Here is a 24,405-nt window from a genome sequence, read left to right as displayed (position 1 = left end):
GGTCGGCGACGGAGGTGGAAGCTGTGACCGAATGCAACTCACACGGCCCCGACCACCCGGTCGGGTCGCAGCCGGACCGCCTCGCGCAGGTAGGGGTGCACCGGTGCCAGAGAGGCATCCATCCAGGCGTGGGCCAGCAGGCGGATGCAGAGCGGCAGATCGCCACGCACAGCCATCTGCTGGCAATCCAGCAGGGCCACATGCTCCCAGCCCTGGCGCCGACGGGCATAGGCGGCGGGGAAACAGGCGTCGAGGTCGGATGTCACCGAGAAGGTGATCGAGAGCACGTTGGAGCCCTCCAGGCGGTTGTGCTCCACCAGGGCATCGATCAGCTCGATCACGGCCGCAGCGATGGCCTCGGCGCTGTTGGCGGTGGCGGTGGTGGCGCCGCGCAGGGCCCGCAGTTGCACGGCTGCCGTCATGGGCGATACAGCCACAGGGGTTGGCCGCTCCAGGCCAGCTCGAGGCTCACCAGCTCACCGAGGCGCTGCAGCAGGGCCCGGCCCGGAATCAGGCTGGCCAGGCCCTTGGGCGGCTTGCCGAAGGTGATCGGGCGGGTCTTCTGCGGATCCAGATCCGCCAGCTCGGCGGCCTTGATCCGGGCCACTTCTTCATCGCCCAGGGCATCCACCAGCCCGAGGGCCAGGGCCTGGGCGCCGGTGAAGACCCGGCCGTCGGCGAAGCTGCGCACCACCTCCTCGCTGAGGCCGCGCCCTTCAGCCACGGCGGCCACGAACTGGCCGTAGCTGGAGTCGATCAACTCCTGCAGCAGCTGGCGTTCGGGCTCCGTGAGGGCCCGATCCGGCGAGAGGATGTCCTTGTACAGGCCGCTCTTGACGGTCTCGAACTGGATCCCGATCCGTTCCAGCAGGCGGGAGAGGTTGTTGCCTCGCAGGATCACACCGATCGAACCGGTGATCGTGCCGGGGTTGGCCACGATCGACTCGGCAGCGACGCCCACATAGACCCCGCCCGAGGCGGAGATGTTGCCGAAACTGGCCACCACCCGGCATCCCTTGTCGCGCAGGCGCCGGATCGCGGCATGGATCTCCTGGCTGTCGCCCACGGTGCCACCGGGGCTGTCGATCCGGAGCAGCAGCGCCGGGCATTCGCGCTCCTCCACTTGCCGCAGGGCCTTCAGGACCCGCTGGCGGGTGGCCCCAGCGATCGGCCCCTCGATGGCGATGCGTGCCATGGTGCGACGTGCTTTGCGGCGCCAGGGCCAGACCATCTGAGCGGTGTGTAGTGCGGGGATCTTAAAAAGGAGACCTCTGGCGTGCCCGATGCCCAACGCAGGTTCCGCGCTTGTCAGCCCCGGCTTGGCCCCATGGCGTGGGGTGCTGATGGTGCTGCCGTTCGCTCTCTGGGGCACGGCCATGGCGGCAATGAAGCCCCTGCTGGAGGACGCCTCCCCCCTCACCCTGGCCTGTCTGCGCCTGCTGCCGGCGGGGCTGGTGCTGCTGCTTGCCGCCCAGCTCCTGGGCCGCTCCCTGCGGGTCGATCCGGTCGATCGCCCCTGGCTGCTGTTGTTTGCCCTGGTGGATGGTGCGCTGTTTCAGGGGCTGCTGGCCCAGGGATTGGGGGGCACGGGCGCCGGCCTGGGGTCGGTGCTGATTGATTCCCAGCCTTTGCTGGTGGCGTTGCTGGCCCGCGCGCTGTTCGCCGAGGCGATCAATCCGGTGGGTTGGTTGGGGTTGTTGCTTGGGCTGGTGGGCATCCTCTGCCTCGGCCTGCCGGCGGCCGTGCTGCGCCACTGGTGGCTGGAGGGTCCAGCCGCCCTCGGAGTGAGACCCTGGAGCCACGGGGAGCTCTGGATGCTGGGGGCCGCAGCGGCAATGGCGGTGGGCACGGTGCTCTGCCGCTATGCCACCCGCCGCAGTGATCCGGTGGCGGTGACGGGCTGGCACATGCTGCTGGGGGGCCTGCCCCTGCTGGTGGCCGTGCTGCTCGATCCGGCCAGCGGCCCGGACTGGGACGCGGTGCAGTGGGGACTGATGGCTTACGCCAGCCTGTTCGGCAGTGCCCTGGCCTATGGATTGTTTTTCTGGTTCGCCAGCAGCGGCGATCTCACCGGCTTCACTGCACTCACCTTTCTGACCCCGGTGTTCGCCCTGCTCTGCGGAGTGTTGTTTCTTCAGGAATCGCTGCAGCCCCTGCAGTGGCTCGGGACGGCACTGGCCCTGGTCTCCGTTGTTCTGATCCATCGCCGCCAGGTGCTCTGGCAGGACGGCACCCTTGCCGCACCGGTGACGGCGGCCCCTTCGGAGCTGAGCTGATGCGGGTGCTGGTGGTAAGCACGCCGGTGGGCTGGCTGGGGAGCGGGCTGGGCGGGGGCGTGGAGCTCACGGCCGCCTCCCTGGTGGCGGGGTTACTGCAGCGCGGCCATGCCGTCACGGTGCTGGCGGGCGCCCCATCGCAGCTGCCCGCCGGCTGTGACGCGGCTCGCCTCTGGTGCGAAGGCGGTGTCAGCCAGCCCAGCTGGCAGCACTGCGGCCGCGAGGCCGCCGTGCAGATCCCCGCCGAGGCGCTGCTGGGTCACCTGTGGCGTCGGGCCCTGGCTGAGCAGGCCGGCTTCGATGTGCTGATCAACCTTGGCTACGACTGGCTTCCTCTCTGGCTGACCCCCCACACCAGCACCCCCCTGGCCCACCTGGTGAGCATGGGCTCCGTGAGCACGGCCATGGACGCTGTGATCGCCGAGATCGCCCGCAGCCATCCGCAGCACCTGGCCTTTCACACCGCCAGCCAGGCGTCGGATTTCGACCTTGCCGGAGCGCCGCGGCTGGTGGGCAACGGCTTCGATCTGGACCGCTATCAGTTCCAGCCCAACGCCGATGCGGTGCTGGGCTGGGCCGGCCGGATCGCCCCGGAGAAGGGGCTGGAGGATGCGGCCGCCGTGGCAGCAAGGCTGCAGCGCCCGCTTTGGATCTGGGGCGTGCGCGAAGACGAGGCCTATGCCCGCTGGGTCGAGGCCTCCGTTCCGACAGGAACACTGGAGTGGCGGGGGTTCCTGCCCACCGAGCGCCTGCAGCAGGAGCTGGGGCGCTGCGCCGTACTCCTCAACACACCCAAGTGGAACGAGGCCTACGGCAACGTGGTGGTGGAGGCGATGGCCTGCGGCGTGCCAGTGGCCACCTACGCCCGCGGCGGACCCGGGGAACTGGTGCAGGAGGGGGTGAATGGCTGCCTGGCGCCACCAGAGGATCGCGAGGCGCTGGCGGCGGCGGTGGAACGGGCCTGGCAGATCCCCCGCCACCAGCCACGGGCCTGGGCGGAGTGCCACTGCTCACGCTCGGCGTTCGCGGAGCGGATCGAAGACTGGCTTAACGCCGTGCTGGCCGAGCCCCCCTGCGAAGGGACCTAGGTTCGGCCGATCCGCCCCTGGCCCGTTTGGCAGACAGCTTCGGCGAGGATCCATCGGCGCAGCGGCTTTCAGCGCGGCCCATCGCAGCGCGACCCATCCCTGCGCGGCGCATGCCCCTGCAGCTCTGGCTGCCGCTGCTGGCCTGCGGCCTGGTGTTGTTCGTCTGGAGGCTGGGGAGCAGCGGGCTGGTCGATGAAACCCCGCCCCTGTTCGCCGCCTCAGCCCGGGCCATGGCTGAGACCGGCGATTGGTTGATCCCGCGGGTGAACGGGTTGCCCCGCTACGACAAGCCGCCCCTGGTGTACTGGCTGATGGGGCTGGGCTACCTGCTGCCGGGCCAGGGGCTGTGGAATCCGCTCGGCACCTGGGCGGCGCGATTGCCCTCGGCGCTCAGCAGCCTCGGCGTGATGTTTCTGTTGGCCGACACGCTCTGGCGCTGGCCGCAGTGCCCTTGGCCGTCCGGAGTCCACAAACCGGGGGACGCTGGCTCCACGGCCCAAGAGCCCCACCCCTCCGAGACCGCCGCCCTCACGGCGGCTCTGGCCTTCGCGCTCTCGCCAATGGTGCTGCTCTGGGGTCGCATCGCCGTGAGCGACGCCCTGCTCTGCGCTCTGCTGAGCGCCACCCTGCTGCTGAGCTGGCGCACCTACGTGGCACCCCGGGGCCCCTGGTGGCTTGCCTGGCTGATGCTCGGCCTGGCTGTGCTCAGCAAGGGCCCGGTGGCGGTGGTGCTGCTGGGTCTGACCCTGCTGGGTTTCGGCTGGCTGCAGGGCGATCTGGCCGGGCTGTGGCGGCGGCTGCGGCCTCTGCGGGGGCTGACCCTCACGGCTCTGGTGGCGTTGCCCTGGTACGGGGCCGCCTTGCTGGTGGAAGGCGAGCCGTTCTGGAACAGTTTTTTCGGCTACCACAACCTCCAGCGCTTCACCGTGGTGGTGAACAATCACCTGCAGCCCTGGTGGTTCTTCCTGCCGGTGCTGGTGGTGGCCAGCCTGCCGGTCACCCCGCTGCTGCTGCTCGGTCTGGTGCGGGGAGTTGGCCCCCTGCCCTGGAGACGCCGGGCCCAGCCCCTGCCGCCCGGGCAGTCCCTGACCCGCTTCGCCGCCTGCTGGTTGCTGGCGGTGCTGGTGTTCTTCACGGCGGCCGCCACCAAGTTGCCGAGTTACTGGCTGCCGGCCATCCCCGCCGCCGCCCTGCTGATCGCCCACGCGGCCCAGGCGGGCTGGCAGGGCCGGGCCCAGCGCCTGGCCTGGGCCGCCAGCCTCGGTCTGACGCTGCTCCTGGCAGGGGTGTTCCTGGCCGGACCGCTGTGGGTACCCGCGATCCACGATCCGGAACTGCCCACCCTGCCAGCCGAGATCCTGGCCAGCCACCGCCTGCTGATCGCCGCCGCCTGCTTCGCCCTGGCCGCCTCTCTGGCCTGGGTGCTGCGCCGCCGCCGGCCTCCCATGGCGCTGCTGGCCCTGCAACTGGCGATCCTGCCCTTCGTCCCCTTGGCGATCACGCCGCTGTGGGAGCTGGGCGACCGCCTGCGGGGGCAACCGGTCCGGCGCATGGCCGAGCTGGTGCGCGCCCTGCCGCAGCCATCCAATCAAGCCCTGCCCGAACCCCTGGCGATGGTGGGGATTCTCAAACCGTCGCTGCACTACTACGCCCGCCAGGTGGTGCTCTACGAGGGCCAGTCCCCGGCTGCGCTGCTCAATCTCACCGAGCGGTTGCGCCTCGAGCACCGCGCCGGCCAGAAGCCCTCCAGTCCGCAGCAGGCACCCACGGTGCTGGTGGTGATCGATCAGGGCACGGCGCGCTTGCCCCACTGGCAAGGGTTGGAACCGCAGGAGCTAGGCCGCGACGGGCTGTACCGGCTCTGGCGCCTGGAGCGGAGCCAGCTGCAGCGGCGCGCCGCTGAGCTGTATGCGGCGGGGGAGCGCCCCAACTGGCAGGAGCCTCGACCGGAGCGCTACTGACCGGGTCCAGAGGCGACCGCAGCGGCCGCTGCGGTCGCCTCTGGACCCGGTCAGTAGCGCTCCGGTCGAGGCTCCTGCCAGTTGGGGCGCTCCCCCGCCGCATACAGCTCAGCGGCGCGCCGCTGCAGCTGGCTCCGCTCCAGGCGCCAGAGCCGGTACAGCCCGTCGCGGCCTAGCTCCTGCGGTTCCAACCCTTGCCAGTGGGGCAAGCGCGCCGTGCCCTGATCGATCACCACCAGCACCGTGGGTGCCTGCTGCGGACTGGAGGGCTTCTGGCCGGCGCGGTGCTCGAGGCGCAACCGCTCGGTGAGATTGAGCAGCGCAGCCGGGGACTGGCCCTCGTAGAGCACCACCTGGCGGGCGTAGTAGTGCAGCGACGGTTTGAGAATCCCCACCATCGCCAGGGGTTCGGGCAGGGCTTGATTGGATGGCTGCGGCAGGGCGCGCACCAGCTCGGCCATGCGCCGGACCGGTTGCCCCCGCAGGCGGTCGCCCAGCTCCCACAGCGGCGTGATCGCCAAGGGGACGAAGGGCAGGATCGCCAGTTGCAGGGCCAGCAGCGCCATGGGAGGCCGGCGGCGGCGCAGCACCCAGGCCAGAGAGGCGGCCAGGGCGAAGCAGGCGGCGGCGATCAGCAGGCGGTGGCTGGCCAGGATCTCGGCTGGCAGGGTGGGCAGTTCCGGATCGTGGATCGCGGGTACCCACAGCGGTCCGGCCAGGAACACCCCTGCCAGGAGCAGCGTCAGACCGAGGCTGGCGGCCCAGGCCAGGCGCTGGGCCCGGCCCTGCCAGCCCGCCTGGGCCGCGTGGGCGATCAGCAGGGCGGCGGCGGGGATGGCCGGCAGCCAGTAACTCGGCAACTTGGTGGCGGCCGCCGTGAAGAACACCAGCACCGCCAGCAACCAGCAGGCGGCGAAGCGGGTCAGGGACTGCCCGGGCGGCAGGGGCTGGGCCCGGCGTCTCCAGGGCAGGGGGCCAACTCCCCGCACCAGACCGAGCAGCAGCAGCGGGGTGACCGGCAGGCTGGCCACCACCAGCACCGGCAGGAAGAACCACCAGGGCTGCAGGTGATTGTTCACCACCACGGTGAAGCGCTGGAGGTTGTGGTAGCCGAAAAAACTGTTCCAGAACGGCTCGCCTTCCACCAGCAAGGCGGCCCCGTACCAGGGCAACGCCACCAGAGCCGTGAGGGTCAGCCCCCGCAGAGGCCGCAGCCGCCGCCACAGCCCGGCCAGATCGCCCTGCAGCCAGCCGAAACCCAGCAGGGTCAGACCCAGCAGCACCACCGCCACCGGGCCCTTGCTGAGCACAGCCAGGCCGAGCATCAGCCAGGCAAGCCACCAGGGGCCCCGGGGTGCCACGTAGGTGCGCCAGCTCAGCAGCAGGGTGGCGCTCAGCAGAGCGCAGAGCAGGGCGTCGCTCACGGCGATGCGACCCCAGAGCAGCACCATTGGCGAGAGCGCGAAGGCCAGAGCCGCCGTGAGGGCGGCGGTCTCGGAGGGGTGGGGCTCTTGGGCCGTGGAGCCAGCGTCCCCCGGTTTGTGGACTCCGGACGGCCAAGGGCACTGCGGCCAGCGCCAGAGCGTGTCGGCCAACAGAAACATCACGCCGAGGCTGCTGAGCGCCGAGGGCAATCGCGCCGCCCAGGTGCCGAGCGGATTCCACAGCCCCTGGCCCGGCAGCAGGTAGCCCAGCCCCATCAGCCAGTACACCAGGGGCGGCTTGTCGTAGCGGGGCAACCCGTTCACCCGCGGGATCAACCAATCGCCGGTCTCAGCCATGGCCCGGGCTGAGGCGGCGAACAGGGGCGGGGTTTCATCGACCAGCCCGCTGCTCCCCAGCCTCCAGACGAACAACACCAGGCCGCAGGCCAGCAGCGGCAGCCAGAGCTGCAGGGGCATGCGCCGCGCAGGGATGGGTCGCGCTGCGATGGGCCGCGCTGAAAGCCGCTGCGCCGATGGATCCTCGCCGAAGCTGTCTGCCAAACGGGCCAGGGGCGGATCGGCCGAACCTAGGTCCCTTCGCAGGGGGGCTCGGCCAGCACGGCGTTAAGCCAGTCTTCGATCCGCTCCGCGAACGCCGAGCGTGAGCAGTGGCACTCCGCCCAGGCCCGTGGCTGGTGGCGGGGGATCTGCCAGGCCCGTTCCACCGCCGCCGCCAGCGCCTCGCGATCCTCTGGTGGCGCCAGGCAGCCATTCACCCCCTCCTGCACCAGTTCCCCGGGTCCGCCGCGGGCGTAGGTGGCCACTGGCACGCCGCAGGCCATCGCCTCCACCACCACGTTGCCGTAGGCCTCGTTCCACTTGGGTGTGTTGAGGAGTACGGCGCAGCGCCCCAGCTCCTGCTGCAGGCGCTCGGTGGGCAGGAACCCCCGCCACTCCAGTGTTCCTGTCGGAACGGAGGCCTCGACCCAGCGGGCATAGGCCTCGTCTTCGCGCACGCCCCAGATCCAAAGCGGGCGCTGCAGCCTTGCTGCCACGGCGGCCGCATCCTCCAGCCCCTTCTCCGGGGCGATCCGGCCGGCCCAGCCCAGCACCGCATCGGCGTTGGGCTGGAACTGATAGCGGTCCAGATCGAAGCCGTTGCCCACCAGCCGCGGCGCTCCGGCAAGGTCGAAATCCGACGCCTGGCTGGCGGTGTGAAAGGCCAGGTGCTGCGGATGGCTGCGGGCGATCTCGGCGATCACAGCGTCCATGGCCGTGCTCACGGAGCCCATGCTCACCAGGTGGGCCAGGGGGGTGCTGGTGTGGGGGGTCAGCCAGAGAGGAAGCCAGTCGTAGCCAAGGTTGATCAGCACATCGAAGCCGGCCTGCTCAGCCAGGGCCCGACGCCACAGGTGACCCAGCAGCGCCTCGGCGGGGATCTGCACGGCGGCCTCGCGGCCGCAGTGCTGCCAGCTGGGCTGGCTGACACCGCCTTCGCACCAGAGGCGAGCCGCGTCACAGCCGGCGGGCAGCTGCGATGGGGCGCCCGCCAGCACCGTGACGGCATGGCCGCGCTGCAGTAACCCCGCCACCAGGGAGGCGGCCGTGAGCTCCACGCCCCCGCCCAGCCCGCTCCCCAGCCAGCCCACCGGCGTGCTTACCACCAGCACCCGCATCAGCTCAGCTCCGAAGGGGCCGCCGTCACCGGTGCGGCAAGGGTGCCGTCCTGCCAGAGCACCTGGCGGCGATGGATCAGAACAACGGAGACCAGGGCCAGTGCCGTCCCGAGCCACTGCAGGGGCTGCAGCGATTCCTGAAGAAACAACACTCCGCAGAGCAGGGCGAACACCGGGGTCAGAAAGGTGAGTGCAGTGAAGCCGGTGAGATCGCCGCTGCTGGCGAACCAGAAAAACAATCCATAGGCCAGGGCACTGCCGAACAGGCTGGCGTAAGCCATCAGTCCCCACTGCACCGCGTCCCAGTCCGGGCCGCTGGCCGGATCGAGCAGCACGGCCACCAGCAGGGGCAGGCCCCCCAGCAGCATGTGCCAGCCCGTCACCGCCACCGGATCACTGCGGCGGGTGGCATAGCGGCAGAGCACCGTGCCCACCGCCATTGCCGCTGCGGCCCCCAGCATCCAGAGCTCCCCGTGGCTCCAGGGTCTCACTCCGAGGGCGGCTGGACCCTCCAGCCACCAGTGGCGCAGCACGGCCGCCGGCAGGCCGAGGCAGAGGATGCCCACCAGCCCAAGCAACAACCCCAACCAACCCACCGGATTGATCGCCTCGGCGAACAGCGCGCGGGCCAGCAACGCCACCAGCAAAGGCTGGGAATCAATCAGCACCGACCCCAGGCCGGCGCCCGTGCCCCCCAATCCCTGGGCCAGCAGCCCCTGAAACAGCGCACCATCCACCAGGGCAAACAACAGCAGCCAGGGGCGATCGACCGGATCGACCCGCAGGGAGCGGCCCAGGAGCTGGGCGGCAAGCAGCAGCACCAGCCCCGCCGGCAGCAGGCGCAGACAGGCCAGGGTGAGGGGGGAGGCGTCCTCCAGCAGGGGCTTCATTGCCGCCATGGCCGTGCCCCAGAGAGCGAACGGCAGCACCATCAGCACCCCACGCCATGGGGCCAAGCCGGGGCTGACAAGCGCGGAACCTGCGTTGGGCATCGGGCACGCCAGAGGTCTCCTTTTTAAGATCCCCGCACTACACACCGCTCAGATGGTCTGGCCCTGGCGCCGCAAAGCACGTCGCACCATGGCACGCATCGCCATCGAGGGGCCGATCGCTGGGGCCACCCGCCAGCGGGTCCTGAAGGCCCTGCGGCAAGTGGAGGAGCGCGAATGCCCGGCGCTGCTGCTCCGGATCGACAGCCCCGGTGGCACCGTGGGCGACAGCCAGGAGATCCATGCCGCGATCCGGCGCCTGCGCGACAAGGGATGCCGGGTGGTGGCCAGTTTCGGCAACATCTCCGCCTCGGGCGGGGTCTATGTGGGCGTCGCTGCCGAGTCGATCGTGGCCAACCCCGGCACGATCACCGGTTCGATCGGTGTGATCCTGCGAGGCAACAACCTCTCCCGCCTGCTGGAACGGATCGGGATCCAGTTCGAGACCGTCAAGAGCGGCCTGTACAAGGACATCCTCTCGCCGGATCGGGCCCTCACGGAGCCCGAACGCCAGCTGCTGCAGGAGTTGATCGACTCCAGCTACGGCCAGTTCGTGGCCGCCGTGGCTGAAGGGCGCGGCCTCAGCGAGGAGGTGGTGCGCAGCTTCGCCGACGGCCGGGTCTTCACCGGCGCCCAGGCCCTGGCCCTCGGGCTGGTGGATGCCCTGGGCGATGAAGAAGTGGCCCGGATCAAGGCCGCCGAGCTGGCGGATCTGGATCCGCAGAAGACCCGCCCGATCACCTTCGGCAAGCCGCCCAAGGGCCTGGCCAGCCTGATTCCGGGCCGGGCCCTGCTGCAGCGCCTCGGTGAGCTGGTGAGCCTCGAGCTGGCCTGGAGCGGCCAACCCCTGTGGCTGTATCGCCCATGACGGCAGCCGTGCAACTGCGGGCCCTGCGCGGCGCCACCACCGCCACCGCCAACAGCGCCGAGGCCATCGCTGCGGCCGTGATCGAGCTGATCGATGCCCTGGTGGAGCACAACCGCCTGGAGGGCTCCAACGTGCTCTCGATCACCTTCTCGGTGACATCCGACCTCGACGCCTGTTTCCCCGCCGCCTATGCCCGTCGGCGCCAGGGCTGGGAGCATGTGGCCCTGCTGGATTGCCAGCAGATGGCTGTGCGTGGCGATCTGCCGCTCTGCATCCGCCTGCTGGCCCACGCCTGGATGGATGCCTCTCTGGCACCGGTGCACCCCTACCTGCGCGAGGCGGTCCGGCTGCGACCCGACCGGGTGGTCGGGGCCGTGTGAGTTGCATTCGGTCACAGCTTCCACCTCCGTCGCCGACCACCGCAGTGGCCGCGCGCCGATCGGCTCTGCCGAGAATCAGACCATCTCACCCACACCCCACTCCCTCCATGTCTCGTCCTCGGAGCCTCCTGGCCCTGGCGGCTTCCGCCGGCCGCGCCCTCGATCGCTTGCCCTTGCGCCGCTCACGTCGCGGCGCCCTGCCTCTGCCCGCTCCCCTCACTGCCGCCGCTGCGGGCCGGTCGGTCCTGGGCAGATCTGTGTTGGCCGGCCTGGCGCTGGGAGGATTGGCCCTCGGGGGGGTGCTGAGCGCCGTTCTGGCCCCGCAGCTGCCGGCCCTGGCCCAGGGAACCCCGAGCCTGATGGAGTTCCGTTGGGAGAACAACCGCGATTACCGCAAGCTCTACTACTTCATCACCGACACCCATCGCCTCAAGCGCTCTGAGTACTACCTGCTGCTGCGGCCCAAGGACCGCAAGACAGCGATCCTGAAGCTGAGCATCTCAATTCCGGAGAGCTTCGACGTCAAGTTTGATCCCAAGCGCATCAAACTCTGCGAGATGAAGGAGGGCGGCATGCTCTCGCGCACCCGCTGCGAGAAGCAGATCCCTGCCACGATTGAGATCTCCGAGAACGGCAAAGCGATTGAGATCTTCCCGGACACCCCCGTTTCCGATCAGGGCACGATCGGGGTGTACATGAACATCTTCAATCCCTACAACATCGGCATGTATCAGTTCAACGCCCTTGCCCAGGCGCCTGGGGACGTGCCGATCTCGGGGTACCTCGGCAGCTGGCTGATCCAGATCGACCCCACCAACTGAGGCCAGGGGCAGGGGGCTCGAGGCCGTTTGATAAGTTGGCGGATCGACGTGATCCAGAGGAGCTGATCGGCTGCCATGACCAAGCGCACTCTCGAAGGCACCAGCCGTAAGCGCAAGCGGGTCTCCGGCTTCCGGGTGCGGATGCGCAGCCACACCGGCCGCCGTGTGATCCGCACCCGCCGCCGCCGCGGCCGCGCCCGTCTGGCGGTCTGATCCCGGCCCGCGCCGGCTGTTTCAACCCCCCCGGATGGCCCTGCCCTGCCAGCACCGCCTCAAAGGGCACCGCGCCTTCGATCTCCTGTACCAGAAGGGCCGCAAAATTCATGGCCCTTTTTTGTTGCTTCGCCTGATCGAAGCCAGGCCGGAGTTGCTGCCCCTTCCCCAGCGGCTCCAGCCCGCTTCTGCCTGGCGCTGCGGAATTGTGGTGAGCAGCAAGGTCAGCAAGCGGGCCGTGCGGCGCAATCGCATCCGGCGTCTGCTGCATGGCCAGCTGCTGAACGCCCTCGCAGCTGCCCCACCTGCAGTGGCATCCCCGGGGCTGCAGCGCAACCTCTGGCTGCTGCTCAGCGTCAAGCCGGGCAGCGCTGAGCGGCCGGGGGAGCTCCTGCTGGGAGAATGCCGTGAGCTGTTGCTGAAGGCAGGCCTCATCGCATGACGGCAGACGACAAGACCTCCGCCTCCCCGGCCTCCGCTCAAGCGGCCCCTGCACCAGCCGCTGCAGTGCCCAAGCCCGCCATGCCTGGTACGACGATCGAGGAATCCGTCTTTTATGAAGGCGGGCCCGCCCGGGGCGACCTGGTCGTGAATCTGCTGTTCGGCCTCACCCTGATCGGCCTACCGTTCGCCGTTGGAGCCGTTGTGCGCGCGCTGTGGCTGCGTTACCGCATCACCAGCCGCAGGATTTCCGTGACCGGAGGCTGGCTGGGCCGCGATCGCACCCAGGTGGTCTACAGCCAGATCCGCGAGGTGCGCAGCGTCGCCCGTGGCCTTGGCTTCTGGGGCGACATGGTGCTGGTGCTCACCGATGGCTCCAAGCTGGAAATGCGCTCGGTGCCCCGCTACCGCGAAGTGGAGGCGTACATCGAGGAGCGCCGCCAGGCCAAGGGCGGCGGCGGCAGGAAGCCGGCCACCAGCCAGGGCTTCGGCAGCGGTGATGCCCTGAGCGCCTAGTCACGGCCCACCCCGGCCATCTGGTCCAGCTTTCGGGCACACTGAGCCCTCTGTCCCGTCACCCCCGAGCCTCCCCCGCCGTGATCGGCTACATCTCCGACAACCTGCTCCTCCCGATCCTCGATTTCTTCTACGGATTGGTGCCGAGCTATGGCCTGGCCATCATTGCCCTCACGGTGGTCATCCGCCTGGCCCTCTTCCCCCTCAGTGCAGGCTCGATCCGCAATGCGCGGCGGATGCGCATCGCCCAGCCGGTGATGCAGAAGCGGCAGGCCGAGATCAAGAGCCGCCACGCCAGCAACCCCCAGAAGCAGCAGGAGGAGTTGGGCAAGCTCATGAAGGAGTTCGGCAGCCCCCTGGCGGGTTGTCTGCCCCTGCTGGTGCAGATGCCGATCCTGTTCGCCCTGTTCGCCACCCTGCGGGGCTCACCGTTTGCAGACGTTCCCTACACGATCAACCTCAAAGTTCTTCCGGCCGACCAGATCGCGGCGGTGGAGCCCAAGCCGTTCAACAGCGCCAGCCATTCGATCTTCGTCACAACCACCAGCCACGTGCCGGTGATCGCCAGCCTCGAGGGGGGCAATCGTCTGGGAGTGGGTGATGCCGCAACGGTGCAGCTCCACACCAAGACCGGCGAGAGCTTCGCCTCGGTGCTTTCGGGCGTTGAGAACGGTGAGGCCTTCTCCCCCAGCTGGAGCGTGACCAAGGGTGAGGGCGTGGTCCAGGTGGGTCCGGACGGCACCATCAAGGCCCTCAGCGAAGGCGATGCGGTGGTCGAGGCCAAGATTCCCGGCCTGGCTGCCCGCAGCGGTTTCCTGTTCATCAAGGCGCTCGGCCAGGTGGGCTTCTACACAGATGGCAGCGTCAACTGGGACATTGCCATCCTGGTGGGGGCCTTCGGTGCCTCCCTGTTCATCTCCCAGATTCTCTCGGGCATGGGGATGCCCCCCAACCCGCAGCAGGCCACGGCCAACAAGATCACGCCGGTGATGATCACGGCGATGTTCCTGTTCTTCCCGCTGCCGGCCGGGGTGCTGCTCTACATGGTGGTGGCGAACGTGTTCCAGGCCCTGCAGACCTACCTGCTCACCCGTGAGGCCCTGCCTGACAACCTGCAGGCAATCCTTGATCAGCAGATCAGCCAGCAGACCGTGACCGCCACGGCCACGGCCACGGCCGGAGCTGCTGGACGGCTTCCCTTCGAGCCGAAGGGCAAGAAGTGAGGCCAGGCTGATGCGAGCCGCTGACCAGCCCAGTTCCGGCGACCCGCTGCAGTCGGTACCGGTCGCCGAACTGAAGCTGCTGGATGCCGGCCGCAGCTGGCAGGTTGATCAACACATCGACGATCTGGAGAGCCTCACGCCCGTTCGCGGCGTCGTCTCGGCGGTCCATCGCGGCAACGTGCTGCAGGTTGACGGGGAGGTGCAGACGATCGTGACCCTCTGCTGCGACCGCTGCCTGCAGCACTACAACCATCCGCTGCAGGCATCCACCCAGGAATTGCTCTGGCTGGGCGACACCCTTCCCGAGGACAGCGAAGTGCTGGAGCTCGATCCCGACGATCTGGGGGAGCAGCTGGATCCTCGCGGCAGCTTTGATCCGCAGCGATGGGTCTTCGAGCAGTTGCACCTGCGTCTGCCCCTAGTCAATCACTGCGGCAGCGCCTGTCCGGGCCCCCCGCACTTGGGAGATGGTGATCGCGCCGTTGATCCCCGTTGGGCTGCCCTGCAGGGGATTCAGCCTCCTGACTGAGGAGAGGCCCTCACACCCTTCTGCCCGGATCCGACACCATCTCCGGCCCCATGCCCCCCACTCTGGTCGACCAGCTGGATCTGCTGATCCGGGCCCGTACGCCCATCCTCTGGATCCGCAGCCTCGAAGAGGAGCGGGTCGTGGCCCTGCTGGGACAGGTGGCCGATCTCCTGGGCGGGCGCACCCTGCTGGAGTGGGATTTCATCGGTGGCCTCAGCGGGGCCCCCAACCGCCTCGGTGAAGCGGCACGCAATCCGATGGCGGCCCTGGATGCTTTCACCGGCCTTGGACCGGACCAGGGGGCCATCCTGTTGCTCAAGGACTTTCACCGCTACGCCGAGGACGCGGGCATCTGCCGGCGGCTGCGCAACCTGGACAGCCAGCTGCGCCAGGTGCCCCAGACCCTGGTGATCAGCGCCCCGGACTGGACCTTGCCACGGGAGTTGGAGGACAGCATCACGGTGCTGGATCTGCCCCTGCCCGATGCCGCCGAGATCTCGCGATTGCTGGGTTCGATCGCCCGAGCCAGCGGCGCGCCGCTGGCTTCTGAGGTGCTCGAGCAACTCACCGCCGCCTGCCATGGCCTCAGCGAACAGCGGGTACGGCAGCTGGCTGCCCGTGCCCTGGCCCGCCGCGGCCAGCTCGGCCTCGACGACCTGAACGAGGTGCTCGAGGAGAAGCGGCAGGCGATCGCCCGCAGCGCCCTGCTGGAGTACTGCCCCACCGAGGCCACCCCGGCCGATATTGGTGGACTGGATGCCCTCAAACGCTGGCTGGAACAACGCCACAGCGCCTTCAGCGAGGAGGCGCAGCGCTATGGGCTGCCCCTGCCGCGGGGGGTGCTGCTGGTGGGTCCGCAGGGCACGGGCAAATCCCTCACCGCCAAGGCGATCGCCCACGGCTGGAGCATGCCGCTGCTGCGCCTCGATGTCGGCCGGCTGTTCGCCGGGCTGGTGGGTGCCAGCGAGGCCCGCACCCGCGACATGATTCAGTGGGCCGAGGCGATGGCCCCCTGCGTGCTCTGGATCGATGAGATCGACAAGGGCTTCGGCGGCGATGGCCGCAGCGACGGCGGCACCAGCCAGCGGGTTCTGGCCAGCCTGCTCACCTGGATGGCCGAAAAGACCAGTGCGGTGTTCGTGGTGGCCACCGCCAACGCGGTGGAACGGCTGCCAGGTGAACTGTTGCGCAAGGGACGCTTCGATGAGATCTTCCTGCTGGATCTGCCCAGCCGCAGTGAACGGAAGGCGATCCTCGATCTGCAGCTGCGCCGGCGGCGGCCGGATCACACCATTGCCATGGAGGTGGTGGTGGATCGCACGGCTGGATTTTCCGGTGCCGAGCTCGAGCAGACGGTGATCGAGGCGATGCATCTGGCCTTCGGCGAACAACGGGATTTCGGCGAATCAGACCTGATCGCCGCCGCCTCGCAGGTGGTGCCGCTGTCACGAACCGCCCGGGAGCAACTGGAGCAGCTGAAGCAATGGGCCAGTGCAGGGCGAGCCAGGCCTGCCTCTCTGGGCGCAGAGGCTTGAAGCCCCTTCGCAACAAAACCGCAACAGGAATGATTGCGGGGGGTAACGAACCCCGACGCCGGGTAACAAGCGGGGGCTGGAGCCGGAGTTGCCCGGGTTGGGGCCCCTACGGTCTGCCCAACCACAGGTTTGCCGTGATTCCCAGCCCTACCCCCCGCTCCCGCAGCGAAGTCGTCACTCAGCTCGCCGTGGCCTGCCTCGGCGCCGGTGTGGTGACCAGCGTGGCGGTGGCCCAGGGCCAGAATCCGCTGACCGCCCTCGGCATCACCCTCTTCTCGGCCGTGGCCGCCGTGATGTTGGGCCAGGTGCTCTGACCCGACGAGCAACAGCCCCAGGCCCACCTTGCGGTGCGAGGGAGAGGACTCTAGGGTCGTTGCAGTGGTCCTGATGCCTTGCTCCCGCCCCGGTCAGCCGGTCTGAACCTCTGCCACGAGAACGCTTACGAGCTCGCTGAGCAGCTGCCGCAACTCGACTTCCTGCAGATCCACCCGGAACATCTGCTCGGCGAACCCGGTGGCGTCTACCGCCAGCAGCTCGACGCCCTGAGAGCCCACTATCCGGTGACCCTGCATGGCTTCGGCCTCTCGCTCGGGTCCGTCGCCCCTCTGCAGAGCCGCTATCTCCAGGTGGTGCGCGATCTGCTGCGGGAGCATCCGGAGGCCTTCTTCTCCGACCATGTGTCGTGGAGTTCGCTCTCGCACCATCACTTCCATGACCTGCTGCCGCTGATCTACTCGCAAGAGAGCCTCGATCACCTGTGCGACAGGATCGATCAGGTGCAGGAAGCGATTGATCAGCCCCTGCACATCGAAAATATCAGCAGCTACATGCGCTTTGAAGCTTCCACGATGGAGGAGCCGGAGTTCATCAATGCAGCCGCAGCCAGAACGGGTGCCTTCATCCTGTTGGATCTGAACAATCTCTGGGCCAATGCGATGAACTTCGCCGAGGATCCCACCACGGTCCTGCGGAGCTATTCCCCTGATCGGGTTGGCTCCTACCACCTGGCTGGCTGCAGCTCCGAAGCTCACCCCCACGGCACCGTCTACATCGACTATCACCGCGAAGCCGTGCACCCCGAAGTCTGGCAGCTGTATGACGTGGCCCTGGAGCTGATCGGTCCCCACCCCACCTTGCTGGAGTGGGAAAACGACGTTCCACCCCTGGCGCGCACCCTGGAGGAAGTGGAGCTGGTGCGCCAGAGACTGCACACCTGCCAGTCCGTGCGATGACATCCAGACAACTGCTGCACTTGCAGCAACAATTCCTGCGCAGCCTCCACAGCCAGCCCACCCCGTGGCTGCTGGAGCAGGTGCGGCCGGCTGCGGGCTTCGGGGGTGATGCCAGGGAGGTGATCGAGCTCTACCTCAAGCGGGCCATGGCCCGCACCGTGGATCCGCTCCATGGCATCTTCGGAGGTTGCCGCTGGCTGCTGGGGGCCGACGGACTCGACCAATTGCTGGAGCGCTTCTATGCGTTCAGCCCCGGGGAACCGATCAATGCCCAGCAGTTGGCCTATGAATGTATCGGCTTCCTTTCCTCATTGCCGGAGGGGGAACTTGAGGGCCTGCTGCAGCGAACCGCGGGACAGGGCATGGAGGCTCGGCAGGCGGTCCTGGAGGTGGCGATGCTCGATTGGCGCCTCTCCTGGGCTTCATTGGCCCCGCCCCGCGATGGCCCCGGCGTGGAGGGCCTGCGGCGACAGTTCCGGGAACGCAACCATCGCTGGGGGCGGCCGCGGCTGCAGCGGGGCGCCCGTCTGGCCCTCACCGGCTACGCCCTGGCGGAGTTGTGGCTGGCGATCGCTGCCGATGCTCCCCTGGAGTGCCTGCCGGTGCGGACCGATGGACCGGGCTGGTATCTGATTCAGATCGGCAGGGGCGGCGTACCCGAGGTGCTTGGCCTCCCCGCTGCGGAGGCCCGTTTGCTCAGCGGCTGCAACGGCACCAACACGGTCGCGGCGCTCTGCCACCAGGAGAGCTTCTTCGGCGAGAGCCTCGAGGCCGTGGAGACACGGCTGCTCGCCTGGGTGGAAGCGGAGGTGGTGGTGGAGCTGCAGACCGAGATCGGCGGCGGGGTGCGCTGCTGATCCAGGTGGGACCCAAGGGGTGAACGCGCTGTCAGAGAGCGCGCATGCATGGGAACAGATCACAGGGCGTTGCAGGCCTCGATCGTGCCCCTGACAGGACCAAAGCTGCTCCTTAGCGTTCAAGCCATCCCCCCCATCCGGCCCGAAAGGCACCATGGCGAGTTCCTCATTTCATTACGTCGTCGGCGGTCTGTATCCGCTGCTTCCGGATGGATCGCCCAACCTGATCACCGCCGATAATCTCGTCTTCGACCCCAGCACCGGGGTCGTGAATCAGCTGGCTGGCGGGCCGGCCCGGGGCCGGCTGAACACCTCCCTGGCGGTCACCACCGATCCGATCACGGTGCCGGGGGTGAGTCGCTTCATCCTGCAGTTCTATCTGCCGCAGCTGTTCGCCACCCAGCCCGAGCAGGCGGCCTCGATCTTCAATCAATATCGCAACAGCGTTCTTAAGAGCTGGACCGGCCAGCCGCGCAACCAGTCGATGACGGGTCTGCTGCTGCTCGGCTACAAGGGGCCGGGAGCGGAGAATGCCAATACGAATGATGCCTTCTGGAACTCGCCCGGTTCCACGGACGATGCCGTGTTTGCGGCGGTCAGTGATCGTGCCAACTACGATCCCGAATCCCTGTGGAAAAACTATGGCGGCAGTGAGCAGATTCTCTCAACATTTGATCAAGCTACCCTGCTGCAGAATCTCGCCGCATTGAATGATCCAGAGGCCGTTCCATCACCCGACCTCTGGTATCCCAGTTTTCTTTACACCTACCAGCGCCTGGCAGCCGATGGCACCGGCCTGGGAAGCAGCTATCCAGGTCCGGTGTTGATGGTGCAGCCCAACTCGGATCTGCGGCTGAATTTCAGCAACCAGATCGCGGTTCCCGGCCTGAGCGAGGAGCAAAACCAGCAGGCCACCCTGGTGGAGAACAGCACCTACGGCCTCTCCAGCAGCTCCGGGCTCGGCGGCACCAGCTCGATCAACTATCACCTGCACGGTTCCCACACCACGCCCGCCGGCTTCGGCGACAACGTGATTGCCCGCTACACCACGGGCCAGAGCTGGACGACGGAGATTGACTTGCCCGACGATCATGGCCAGGGCAGCTATTGGTATCACCCCCACTACCACCCCTCCGTGAACCAGCAGGTGTACGGGGGACTCTCGGGATTCCTGCAGCTCGGTGATCCGCTCAGCAAAGTGCCCGCCTTCTCGGAGGTGCCCCGCAACCTGGCGGTGATCAAGAATCTCGACCTCGCCGTGGATCCCTCCAGCGGCACCCTGCAACTGGCGGGCTTCGATGGCGGCTTCGGCCCCTCGAGTCCGTTGAACCGTCTGACGATGGCGACGGTGAACGGGGAATTCCAGCCCAATCGCGATGCCGGAGCCGGCGGCTGGCAAGCGTTCAGCTTCAGCAATCAATCCAACGCCGACTTCTACAACATCTCTTTCCTGCACACGCCCCCCGGCGGCGATGCCCAGCTGGGAGAGGCCCTGCCGCTCTTCCTCTACGGCGAGGATGGCCACCAGTACCCCCAGATCCGCGAGGCGGTGGGGGCCCTGGGGGCCACGGGCCAGGGGGATGCCACCCAGTACCTCCAGCAGAGCAATCTGCTCTCCCTGCCCCCGGGCAAACGGCTGGATGTGCTGGTGTATCTGCCCCAAGGCCGCACCGAGATCGCCTCCACCGACACCTTCCGCCAGACGGACGCGGCCGGAGGCGAAGCCGTCTTTGAGGTGGGTGGCCTGATCAGCTATCCCTCGCTGACCTCCTCGAACACGGGGCTGGATCTGCCCACCGCCGCCGCCGGCCCCCTGGCCGTGCTCACGGTGAATCCTCCGGTGGCGGAGCTGTCGCTTGCGCAGCAGCAGCAGCAGATCGCCGCCGCCAACGCCGGCATCGCGGTGCAGGAGATCACGCCCGACAGCCGCCAGGCGGACTACAACCCGAACGCGGTGCCGTCGATCAATCTCTATGCCACCGATCAAGACGGCCAGCCCCTGTGGGAACCGGTGCGGCAGCGGATGTTCAGTTTTTCCGTGGGCACCCTGGTGGGTCCGCCGGAGGAATACGACGCCGCCACCCAACAGCAGCTGGCGGCCTACACGGCCGCCACGGGAGAGGTGTACCAGAGCTACGAAGGGCTGCCGATTGGTTCAGCGGGGGTGGAGAACTGGCTGGGCTACGAGTTCCCCTTGCTGATCAATGATCATGTATTTCCGAACGGCAATCTTACGATTGCACAGCTGGGAACGATCGAGGAATGGACCCTGCGCAACTGGAGTGTCTTTGCGCCTGAATCGTACGTTGGCCACCCCTTCCATATCCACATCAACGACTATCAGGTTCTCGACAGCGACACCGAACTGAGCGACAAGCGCAACCTCGAGGATGTGACCTCGCTCAACACCACGGGCTTCCGCTATTTCGACACCGACACCGGCAAGATCGTGGAGTCAGCGCCCTACAAGGGCCAGTTCCATTCCATTCCCCAGGCCTTGGACCCCAACCAGGTGGGAAACCTGGCCACCTTCGGCGCCAACGACGAGACGGTGCGGATGCTGTTCCAGGATTACCTGGGCACCTATGTCTTCCACTGCCACATCCTTCCCCACGAAGACGCCGGCATGATGCAGGCGGTGATGGTGGTGGAGAACACCGATTCCAGCTGGCTGCTGCCCGCCGAGGGGCTGGCGGATCGCACCCTGCCGAGTTCGGGTGGCAAGGAGCAGGTTCTCACCATCCACCAGGCCCAGGGCTACCGGCCCTTCGAACTCAAGCTCCAGACCGGCGCCGATGTCACCCTGCAGCGGGGCCAGGCCGGCGATGTGTCCAACGACTTCATCCAGGATGTGGTGCTGGCCTCCGAGGGCGACGGCCGGGTGCGGATCGTGGACGGCCGGCGGCTGCTGGAACGCAACCGCACCAAGGTGCTCTCCACCCTGAAGCCCTACGCCACGGATCTGGCCCCCTGGGCCTACGCAGAGGATTTCAGCGGAAACGGGCAGCGGGATCTGGTTACCGGTGGCTTCACTACTGCCACCGAGAAAGGGGTGGTGTCACTCCATGATTTCCGCATCAAGGCCTGGGCCAGCGGCAACGGCGGCCGCGACTGGAGCGAGGAATTCGGCTTCGATCCCTGGGATTTCCTCAGCCACCACGACGAAGCCATGGATCCCGGCGGCGCCGCCATGGCTGCAGGCATGGCCGGCGGCATGGACGCAGGCATGGAGGAAGCGCTGCACGATCATGCCTCCGCCCTTGAGCCCCTCGCGGATCTCAGCGACGAGCAGGTGGGCTTCGTGGTGGGCGATTTCAACCTCGACAACTTCAACGATTTCGCGATCGCCTATGCCATCCCCGAGGGAATCCGGGTGTCGCTGCTCGATGGCGCCGCCTTCACGCTCCTCTATCAGACCGGACAGCTCGAGGGCGGCTATCTGCCGAACGAGAATCTGCTGGCCGATGCGGTGATCCACGATGCCTCCCTGAAGGATCTGCGCTCGCTCAACCTCACCTCCGGCTTCAACAGCTTCGGCCAGTCGGCGCTGGAGAACCTGCTGATCACCACCGATTCGGCCCGGGGCCGCCAGCAGCTCACCCTGCAGCTGCATGCCGGCCATTTCATCGCCACCTCCGAACCCAGCACATCTGATGGCCATGTCCATGGCGGCGGCCAGAGCGGCGCCTACGACGACCGGGTGACCAACCTCTCGGGCGACCTGCTGCCGCTGCACCTGGTGGGCCTCGACCGCCTGCCCGAAACCGTGGACGCCTCCACGCCGATCCTGAGCTCCGCCCTTGGCAACGGCGGCCTGCTGCTCGATGACCGGCTGCTGGTGGCCCAGGGCAATGGCGCCAACGGCATTGACAGCGATTCGCGCAAACTGCTCGGCACCAGTCAGCAGCTGGTGGTGGACCTTGAGGGACTGGAGGTGGTGAACGAGGGCGACCTCAGTGGCGTGCTGCTGAGCGAACCCACCGGCTCCCAGGCGCGAGAGGAGAAGGATCCGATCACCGGCCAGGCGGGCGGCGGTCCGGGTTTCGATCCCGGGGTGCTGAAGGGGACCTACGGCCTGGAGCAGACGCAGGAACGCAACAACCTGGCCAACCTGGTGGCCCTCACCTACGGCGGCTCCCTGCCCCTGCCGGGCACCACGGCGCAACTGGCGGCCCAGCTGGCTCAGGGTGCCAATCCGCGAGGACTGGTGCAGGGCTTCCTCGCCGATCCCCTCACCGGCGCCCAGACCACCGCCCACTACGGCGGCAGCTTCGAGAGTCTCAGCACCGAACAGATCACCAGCATCACCATCCGCACCCTCTACGGCCGCGAGGCACGGGAGGGCGAGCAACGCGTCTGGCGGGAGGCGGTGGCGGCGGGCCTGTCCCCGGCGTTGCTGCCGCTGGCGATTCTGCGCAGCACCGGCGGCGACGACCGCTACCGGGTGGCCCTGATCTCCAACGCCGCCCAGTGGAACGTGCTGCAGTGGGGGTCCAACGCCAACGTGCTGGGGGCCTTCGGCCAGGGATTCCAACCCAGCCTGGATCGGTTCGCTGAGCTCAACCAGCTGGCGACGGCCACGCCCTCCCTCACCGGCTGGAAGGAAAGCCAGGATCTGTTCCGCAGCTTCCAGGAGCAGTCGATCGCGGTGCTTGGGGGGACGCCGGTGTCGGATTCAGGCTTCTTCTGAACTCCAGCAGCACTCAGGGCGTGGGGGCTGACGGCTCCGGCAGCCGGAACACCCGCTCCAGGTAGGCGATCTGCGCCTTGCGGAGGGCGGAATTCTCGCCCCCTGCTGCCCATGCGGGACTCTCCCGGGCCAGGGCTTCCTCGAACTGCCAGGCGTGTCGGAAGCGGCGCCCTTCCAGACGCCGGATCGCCTCCAGTTGCGCAGTGCTGAGGCGCTGGCGGTCCAGCCGGCGGATCTGCTGCTCCTCCAGGCTGAGCGGCAGGATCTCGGCAGCCTGGAGCACGGCAGCAGAGTCGGTCGGATCCAGCCGACTCTGCTGCCGCAACTGCCGGCGAAATGCCACCGCCGAGGTCACCGGCAGAGACTGGGGCCGCAGGGCAGCCACCGGCACTCCCTGGGCGGCAAGGTGCTCGAGCACCGGCGGGCTGAGCTGGTACGCCACTGGTCGGAACACCTGCTGGTTGAACACGTTCTGCACCACAAACAGCAGCAGGAAACCGATCAGGGCGGCACTCAGCGGCGTGGTGACCCAGCCGGAGGCGATCCGCGCCAACACCCCCCAGCGGATCTGGCGCACCCCACGCCCGCCCTGCAGCAGGCCGAGGCCGATCACGGCACCCACCACGGCCTGGGAGCTGGAGACCGGGATCAGTGGAATCGGCGGCAGGCCCCAGTGCACCAGGGACTGGGAGAGGACGGTGGAGGAGAACAGGAACAGCACCAGGGAGTTGGCCAGCACCACCACCAGGGCCCCTAGGGGGGAGAGGGTCATGAGGCTGCCGCCCACGGTGAGCATCACCTTGCGGGAATAGGTGTACACACCCACCGCAATCGCACATCCGCCCAGCAGAAACAACTGCTGCACGCTGCTGACAACCATGCCGCCCGGAAGCACTACAGCGTGGAAGGGGGAGGAATCGGTGAACACCCCCATGACATTGCCGATGTTGTTGGCACCCAGGCTGTAGGAACCGAAGATGCCAGCGATGATCAAGCCCGTGCGCAGGTTGGCGTCGAGACGCAGCAGGTGGGGCCGGCGCCAGCGGATCAAGGCGACGGCGCCCATCTGGAGGAGCGCCGCGAACAACCCCGCCAGTACCGGACAGAACACCCAGGTGGCCACGATCCGCGCCAGCTGGGCCAGATCGGTGATTGAGCCGCTGAACCAGTTCCAGCCGACGATTGCCCCCACCACCGCCTGCGTGCTGGACACCGGCAGACCCAGCCGGGTCATCCAGAATACCGTGATCGCCGCCGCCAGGGCGGTGGTGAAGCCTCCGGCCAGGGCATTGACCTCGCCCAGCTGCCCCAGGCCGTCGGTGGCACCGGTGCCGGCAGTGATGGCACCAACCACCACGAAGAGGCTGCAGAGGAAGGCGGCCGTGGAAAAGCGCACCATGCGGCTGGCCACCGCTGATCCGAAGACGTTGGAGGCATCGTTGGCACCCAGGGACCAGCCGAGGAACAGGCCGCTGGAGAGGAAGACCAGGCTGGAAATCGGATCCATGGCGCGCAGATGACGAGGCTCAGGCAGCCGGAATTCCCCTAAGAGTTTGCTGAAAAACCCCGCCACCTCTGCGAAAATGGGGCAACTGCCGCAGGTTTGATGCGAGGTCAGCAGGAGCGCAGCGGCTCCTTGTTCTCCTACGTCTCGATCGAGGAGCGGATCCCGGCCAGCCATCCGCT

General features: G+C 68.0%; 22 protein-coding genes. 16 read left to right on the top strand and 6 right to left on the bottom strand.

The features are described 5' to 3' along the window. Positions 1 to 38: 38 nt before the first annotated feature. Together aroH (KQ310_RS11770) and sppA (KQ310_RS11765) are read right to left on the bottom strand one after the other, a co-directional pair. Positions 39 to 422 (bottom strand): chorismate mutase, encoded by a 384-nt coding sequence (aroH, locus tag KQ310_RS11770; protein ID WP_259721927.1) that lies wholly within the window; start codon positions 420 to 422, stop codon positions 39 to 41. Next, complete coding sequence (sppA, locus tag KQ310_RS11765; RefSeq protein WP_259721928.1) at positions 419 to 1,231, bottom strand: signal peptide peptidase SppA; 813 nt, start codon at positions 1,229 to 1,231, stop codon at positions 419 to 421. Before sppA (KQ310_RS11765) ends, aroH (KQ310_RS11770) begins: the two co-directional genes overlap by 4 nt. Before the next feature lie 112 nt (positions 1,232 to 1,343). Between sppA (KQ310_RS11765) and KQ310_RS11760 the strand changes: the two genes are divergently transcribed. The 3 genes from KQ310_RS11760 to KQ310_RS11750 all read left to right on the top strand — a co-directional run bounded on the left by KQ310_RS11760 (position 1,344) and on the right by KQ310_RS11750 (position 5,325). Then, positions 1,344 to 2,276: a DMT family transporter gene (locus KQ310_RS11760; protein WP_399238229.1), complete on the top strand. Its 933-nt coding sequence runs from the start codon at positions 1,344 to 1,346 to the stop codon at positions 2,274 to 2,276. Beyond that, positions 2,276 to 3,364, top strand: a complete 1,089-nt coding sequence (locus tag KQ310_RS11755; RefSeq protein ID WP_259721930.1) for a glycosyltransferase — start codon at positions 2,276 to 2,278, stop codon at positions 3,362 to 3,364. Before KQ310_RS11760 ends, KQ310_RS11755 begins: the two co-directional genes overlap by 1 nt. A gap of 110 nt (positions 3,365 to 3,474) precedes the next feature. Beyond that, the gene (locus tag KQ310_RS11750) at positions 3,475 to 5,325 is read left to right on the top strand and encodes a glycosyltransferase family 39 protein (RefSeq protein WP_259721931.1); all 1,851 of its coding nucleotides are present in this window, start codon (positions 3,475 to 3,477) and stop codon (positions 5,323 to 5,325) included. Between the two features lie 50 nt (positions 5,326 to 5,375). Here the strand turns inward: KQ310_RS11750 and KQ310_RS11745 are convergent, their stop codons facing one another. The 3 genes from KQ310_RS11745 to KQ310_RS11735 form a co-directional block, all read right to left on the bottom strand. Further along, a complete protein-coding gene (locus KQ310_RS11745) occupies positions 5,376 to 7,226 on the bottom strand; it encodes a glycosyltransferase family 39 protein (RefSeq protein ID WP_259721931.1) in 1,851 nt (616 codons plus the stop codon). A 110-nt stretch (positions 7,227 to 7,336) separates the two neighbouring features. Further along, positions 7,337 to 8,425 (bottom strand): glycosyltransferase, encoded by a 1,089-nt coding sequence (locus KQ310_RS11740; protein ID WP_259721930.1) that lies wholly within the window; start codon positions 8,423 to 8,425, stop codon positions 7,337 to 7,339. Beyond that, entirely contained in the window at positions 8,425 to 9,357 is a 933-nt protein-coding gene (locus tag KQ310_RS11735) for a DMT family transporter (RefSeq protein WP_399238229.1), read from the bottom strand. The genes KQ310_RS11740 and KQ310_RS11735 overlap by 1 nt, the downstream gene beginning before the upstream one ends. A gap of 112 nt (positions 9,358 to 9,469) precedes the next feature. On the opposite strand from KQ310_RS11735, the gene sppA (KQ310_RS11730) reads away from it, so the two are divergent. The 13 genes from sppA (KQ310_RS11730) (at position 9,470) to KQ310_RS11670 (ending at position 22,719) form a co-directional block, all read left to right on the top strand. Then, positions 9,470 to 10,282 carry a signal peptide peptidase SppA gene (gene sppA / locus KQ310_RS11730; RefSeq protein WP_259721928.1) on the top strand — a complete coding sequence of 271 codons (813 nt, stop codon included), beginning with the start codon at positions 9,470 to 9,472 and terminating at the stop codon, positions 10,280 to 10,282. Then, the gene (gene aroH / locus KQ310_RS11725) at positions 10,279 to 10,662 is read left to right on the top strand and encodes a chorismate mutase (protein WP_259721927.1); all 384 of its coding nucleotides are present in this window, start codon (positions 10,279 to 10,281) and stop codon (positions 10,660 to 10,662) included. Before sppA (KQ310_RS11730) ends, aroH (KQ310_RS11725) begins: the two co-directional genes overlap by 4 nt. Before the next feature lie 107 nt (positions 10,663 to 10,769). After that, on the top strand, positions 10,770 to 11,483 hold the full coding sequence (locus KQ310_RS15880; RefSeq protein ID WP_311134733.1) for a DUF2808 domain-containing protein: 714 nt from the start codon (positions 10,770 to 10,772) through the stop codon (positions 11,481 to 11,483). Between the two features lie 75 nt (positions 11,484 to 11,558). Further along, positions 11,559 to 11,696: a 50S ribosomal protein L34 gene (rpmH, locus tag KQ310_RS11715; RefSeq protein WP_006170261.1), complete on the top strand. Its 138-nt coding sequence runs from the start codon at positions 11,559 to 11,561 to the stop codon at positions 11,694 to 11,696. 34 nt (positions 11,697 to 11,730) lie between these two features. Beyond that, positions 11,731 to 12,138 (top strand): ribonuclease P protein component, encoded by a 408-nt coding sequence (gene rnpA / locus KQ310_RS11710; RefSeq protein WP_259721926.1) that lies wholly within the window; start codon positions 11,731 to 11,733, stop codon positions 12,136 to 12,138. Between the two features lie 80 nt (positions 12,139 to 12,218). Next, positions 12,219 to 12,653: a PH domain-containing protein gene (locus tag KQ310_RS11705; protein WP_259721932.1), complete on the top strand. Its 435-nt coding sequence runs from the start codon at positions 12,219 to 12,221 to the stop codon at positions 12,651 to 12,653. Between the two features lie 80 nt (positions 12,654 to 12,733). Then, a complete protein-coding gene (gene yidC, locus KQ310_RS11700) occupies positions 12,734 to 13,876 on the top strand; it encodes a membrane protein insertase YidC (RefSeq protein WP_259721925.1) in 1,143 nt (380 codons plus the stop codon). A gap of 10 nt (positions 13,877 to 13,886) precedes the next feature. Then, positions 13,887 to 14,405 (top strand): DUF177 domain-containing protein, encoded by a 519-nt coding sequence (locus KQ310_RS11695; protein ID WP_259721924.1) that lies wholly within the window; start codon positions 13,887 to 13,889, stop codon positions 14,403 to 14,405. A gap of 50 nt (positions 14,406 to 14,455) precedes the next feature. Further along, positions 14,456 to 15,940 (top strand): AAA family ATPase, encoded by a 1,485-nt coding sequence (locus tag KQ310_RS11690; protein ID WP_259721923.1) that lies wholly within the window; start codon positions 14,456 to 14,458, stop codon positions 15,938 to 15,940. A gap of 134 nt (positions 15,941 to 16,074) precedes the next feature. After that, positions 16,075 to 16,254, top strand: coding sequence for a hypothetical protein (locus KQ310_RS11685; RefSeq protein ID WP_259721922.1), 180 nt, complete (start codon positions 16,075 to 16,077; stop codon positions 16,252 to 16,254). Positions 16,255 to 16,332: 78 nt separating this feature from the next. Beyond that, positions 16,333 to 17,172, top strand: a complete 840-nt coding sequence (locus tag KQ310_RS11680; RefSeq protein ID WP_259721921.1) for a DUF692 domain-containing protein — start codon at positions 16,333 to 16,335, stop codon at positions 17,170 to 17,172. Further along, on the top strand, positions 17,169 to 18,029 hold the full coding sequence (locus KQ310_RS11675; protein ID WP_259721920.1) for a putative DNA-binding domain-containing protein: 861 nt from the start codon (positions 17,169 to 17,171) through the stop codon (positions 18,027 to 18,029). Before KQ310_RS11680 ends, KQ310_RS11675 begins: the two co-directional genes overlap by 4 nt. A gap of 154 nt (positions 18,030 to 18,183) precedes the next feature. Next, positions 18,184 to 22,719, top strand: a complete 4,536-nt coding sequence (locus tag KQ310_RS11670) for a multicopper oxidase family protein (protein ID WP_259721919.1) — start codon at positions 18,184 to 18,186, stop codon at positions 22,717 to 22,719. 13 nt (positions 22,720 to 22,732) lie between these two features. Here the strand turns inward: KQ310_RS11670 and KQ310_RS11665 are convergent, their stop codons facing one another. Continuing rightward, positions 22,733 to 24,226: an inorganic phosphate transporter gene (locus KQ310_RS11665; RefSeq protein WP_259721918.1), complete on the bottom strand. Its 1,494-nt coding sequence runs from the start codon at positions 24,224 to 24,226 to the stop codon at positions 22,733 to 22,735. Between the last annotated feature and the right edge of the window lie 179 nt (positions 24,227 to 24,405).

Source organism: Synechococcus sp. CS-1328, assembly GCF_025128095.1.
Classification (GTDB): domain Bacteria; phylum Cyanobacteriota; class Cyanobacteriia; order PCC-6307; family Cyanobiaceae; genus CBW1002.
Note: the sequence above shows the minus strand (reverse complement) of the source record. Positions and strands in the feature narration are given on the sequence as shown.

Bases quoted from the DNA above. Each gene is read 5' to 3' on its own strand.
- KQ310_RS11670 (WP_259721919.1), top strand. From the start codon at position 18,184: ATGGCGAGTTCCTCATTTCATTACGTCGTCGGCGGTCTGTATCCGCTG.
- KQ310_RS11690 (WP_259721923.1), top strand. From the start codon at position 14,456: ATGCCCCCCACTCTGGTCGACCAGCTGGATCTGCTGATCCGGGCCCGT.
- KQ310_RS11750 (WP_259721931.1), top strand. From the start codon at position 3,475: ATGCCCCTGCAGCTCTGGCTGCCGCTGCTGGCCTGCGGCCTGGTGTTG.
- KQ310_RS11675 (WP_259721920.1), top strand. From the start codon at position 17,169: ATGACATCCAGACAACTGCTGCACTTGCAGCAACAATTCCTGCGCAGC.
- KQ310_RS11740 (WP_259721930.1), bottom strand. From the start codon at position 8,425: ATGCGGGTGCTGGTGGTAAGCACGCCGGTGGGCTGGCTGGGGAGCGGG.
- KQ310_RS11735 (WP_399238229.1), bottom strand. From the start codon at position 9,357: ATGGTGCTGCCGTTCGCTCTCTGGGGCACGGCCATGGCGGCAATGAAG.
- rpmH (WP_006170261.1), top strand. From the start codon at position 11,559: ATGACCAAGCGCACTCTCGAAGGCACCAGCCGTAAGCGCAAGCGGGTC.
- KQ310_RS11745 (WP_259721931.1), bottom strand. From the start codon at position 7,226: ATGCCCCTGCAGCTCTGGCTGCCGCTGCTGGCCTGCGGCCTGGTGTTG.
- KQ310_RS15880 (WP_311134733.1), top strand. From the start codon at position 10,770: ATGTCTCGTCCTCGGAGCCTCCTGGCCCTGGCGGCTTCCGCCGGCCGC.
- KQ310_RS11695 (WP_259721924.1), top strand. From the start codon at position 13,887: ATGCGAGCCGCTGACCAGCCCAGTTCCGGCGACCCGCTGCAGTCGGTA.
- KQ310_RS11755 (WP_259721930.1), top strand. From the start codon at position 2,276: ATGCGGGTGCTGGTGGTAAGCACGCCGGTGGGCTGGCTGGGGAGCGGG.
- KQ310_RS11665 (WP_259721918.1), bottom strand. From the start codon at position 24,226: ATGGATCCGATTTCCAGCCTGGTCTTCCTCTCCAGCGGCCTGTTCCTC.
- aroH (WP_259721927.1), top strand. From the start codon at position 10,279: ATGACGGCAGCCGTGCAACTGCGGGCCCTGCGCGGCGCCACCACCGCC.
- sppA (WP_259721928.1), bottom strand. From the start codon at position 1,231: ATGGTCTGGCCCTGGCGCCGCAAAGCACGTCGCACCATGGCACGCATC.
- rnpA (WP_259721926.1), top strand. From the start codon at position 11,731: ATGGCCCTGCCCTGCCAGCACCGCCTCAAAGGGCACCGCGCCTTCGAT.
- KQ310_RS11705 (WP_259721932.1), top strand. From the start codon at position 12,219: ATGCCTGGTACGACGATCGAGGAATCCGTCTTTTATGAAGGCGGGCCC.
- aroH (WP_259721927.1), bottom strand. From the start codon at position 422: ATGACGGCAGCCGTGCAACTGCGGGCCCTGCGCGGCGCCACCACCGCC.
- KQ310_RS11760 (WP_399238229.1), top strand. From the start codon at position 1,344: ATGGTGCTGCCGTTCGCTCTCTGGGGCACGGCCATGGCGGCAATGAAG.
- sppA (WP_259721928.1), top strand. From the start codon at position 9,470: ATGGTCTGGCCCTGGCGCCGCAAAGCACGTCGCACCATGGCACGCATC.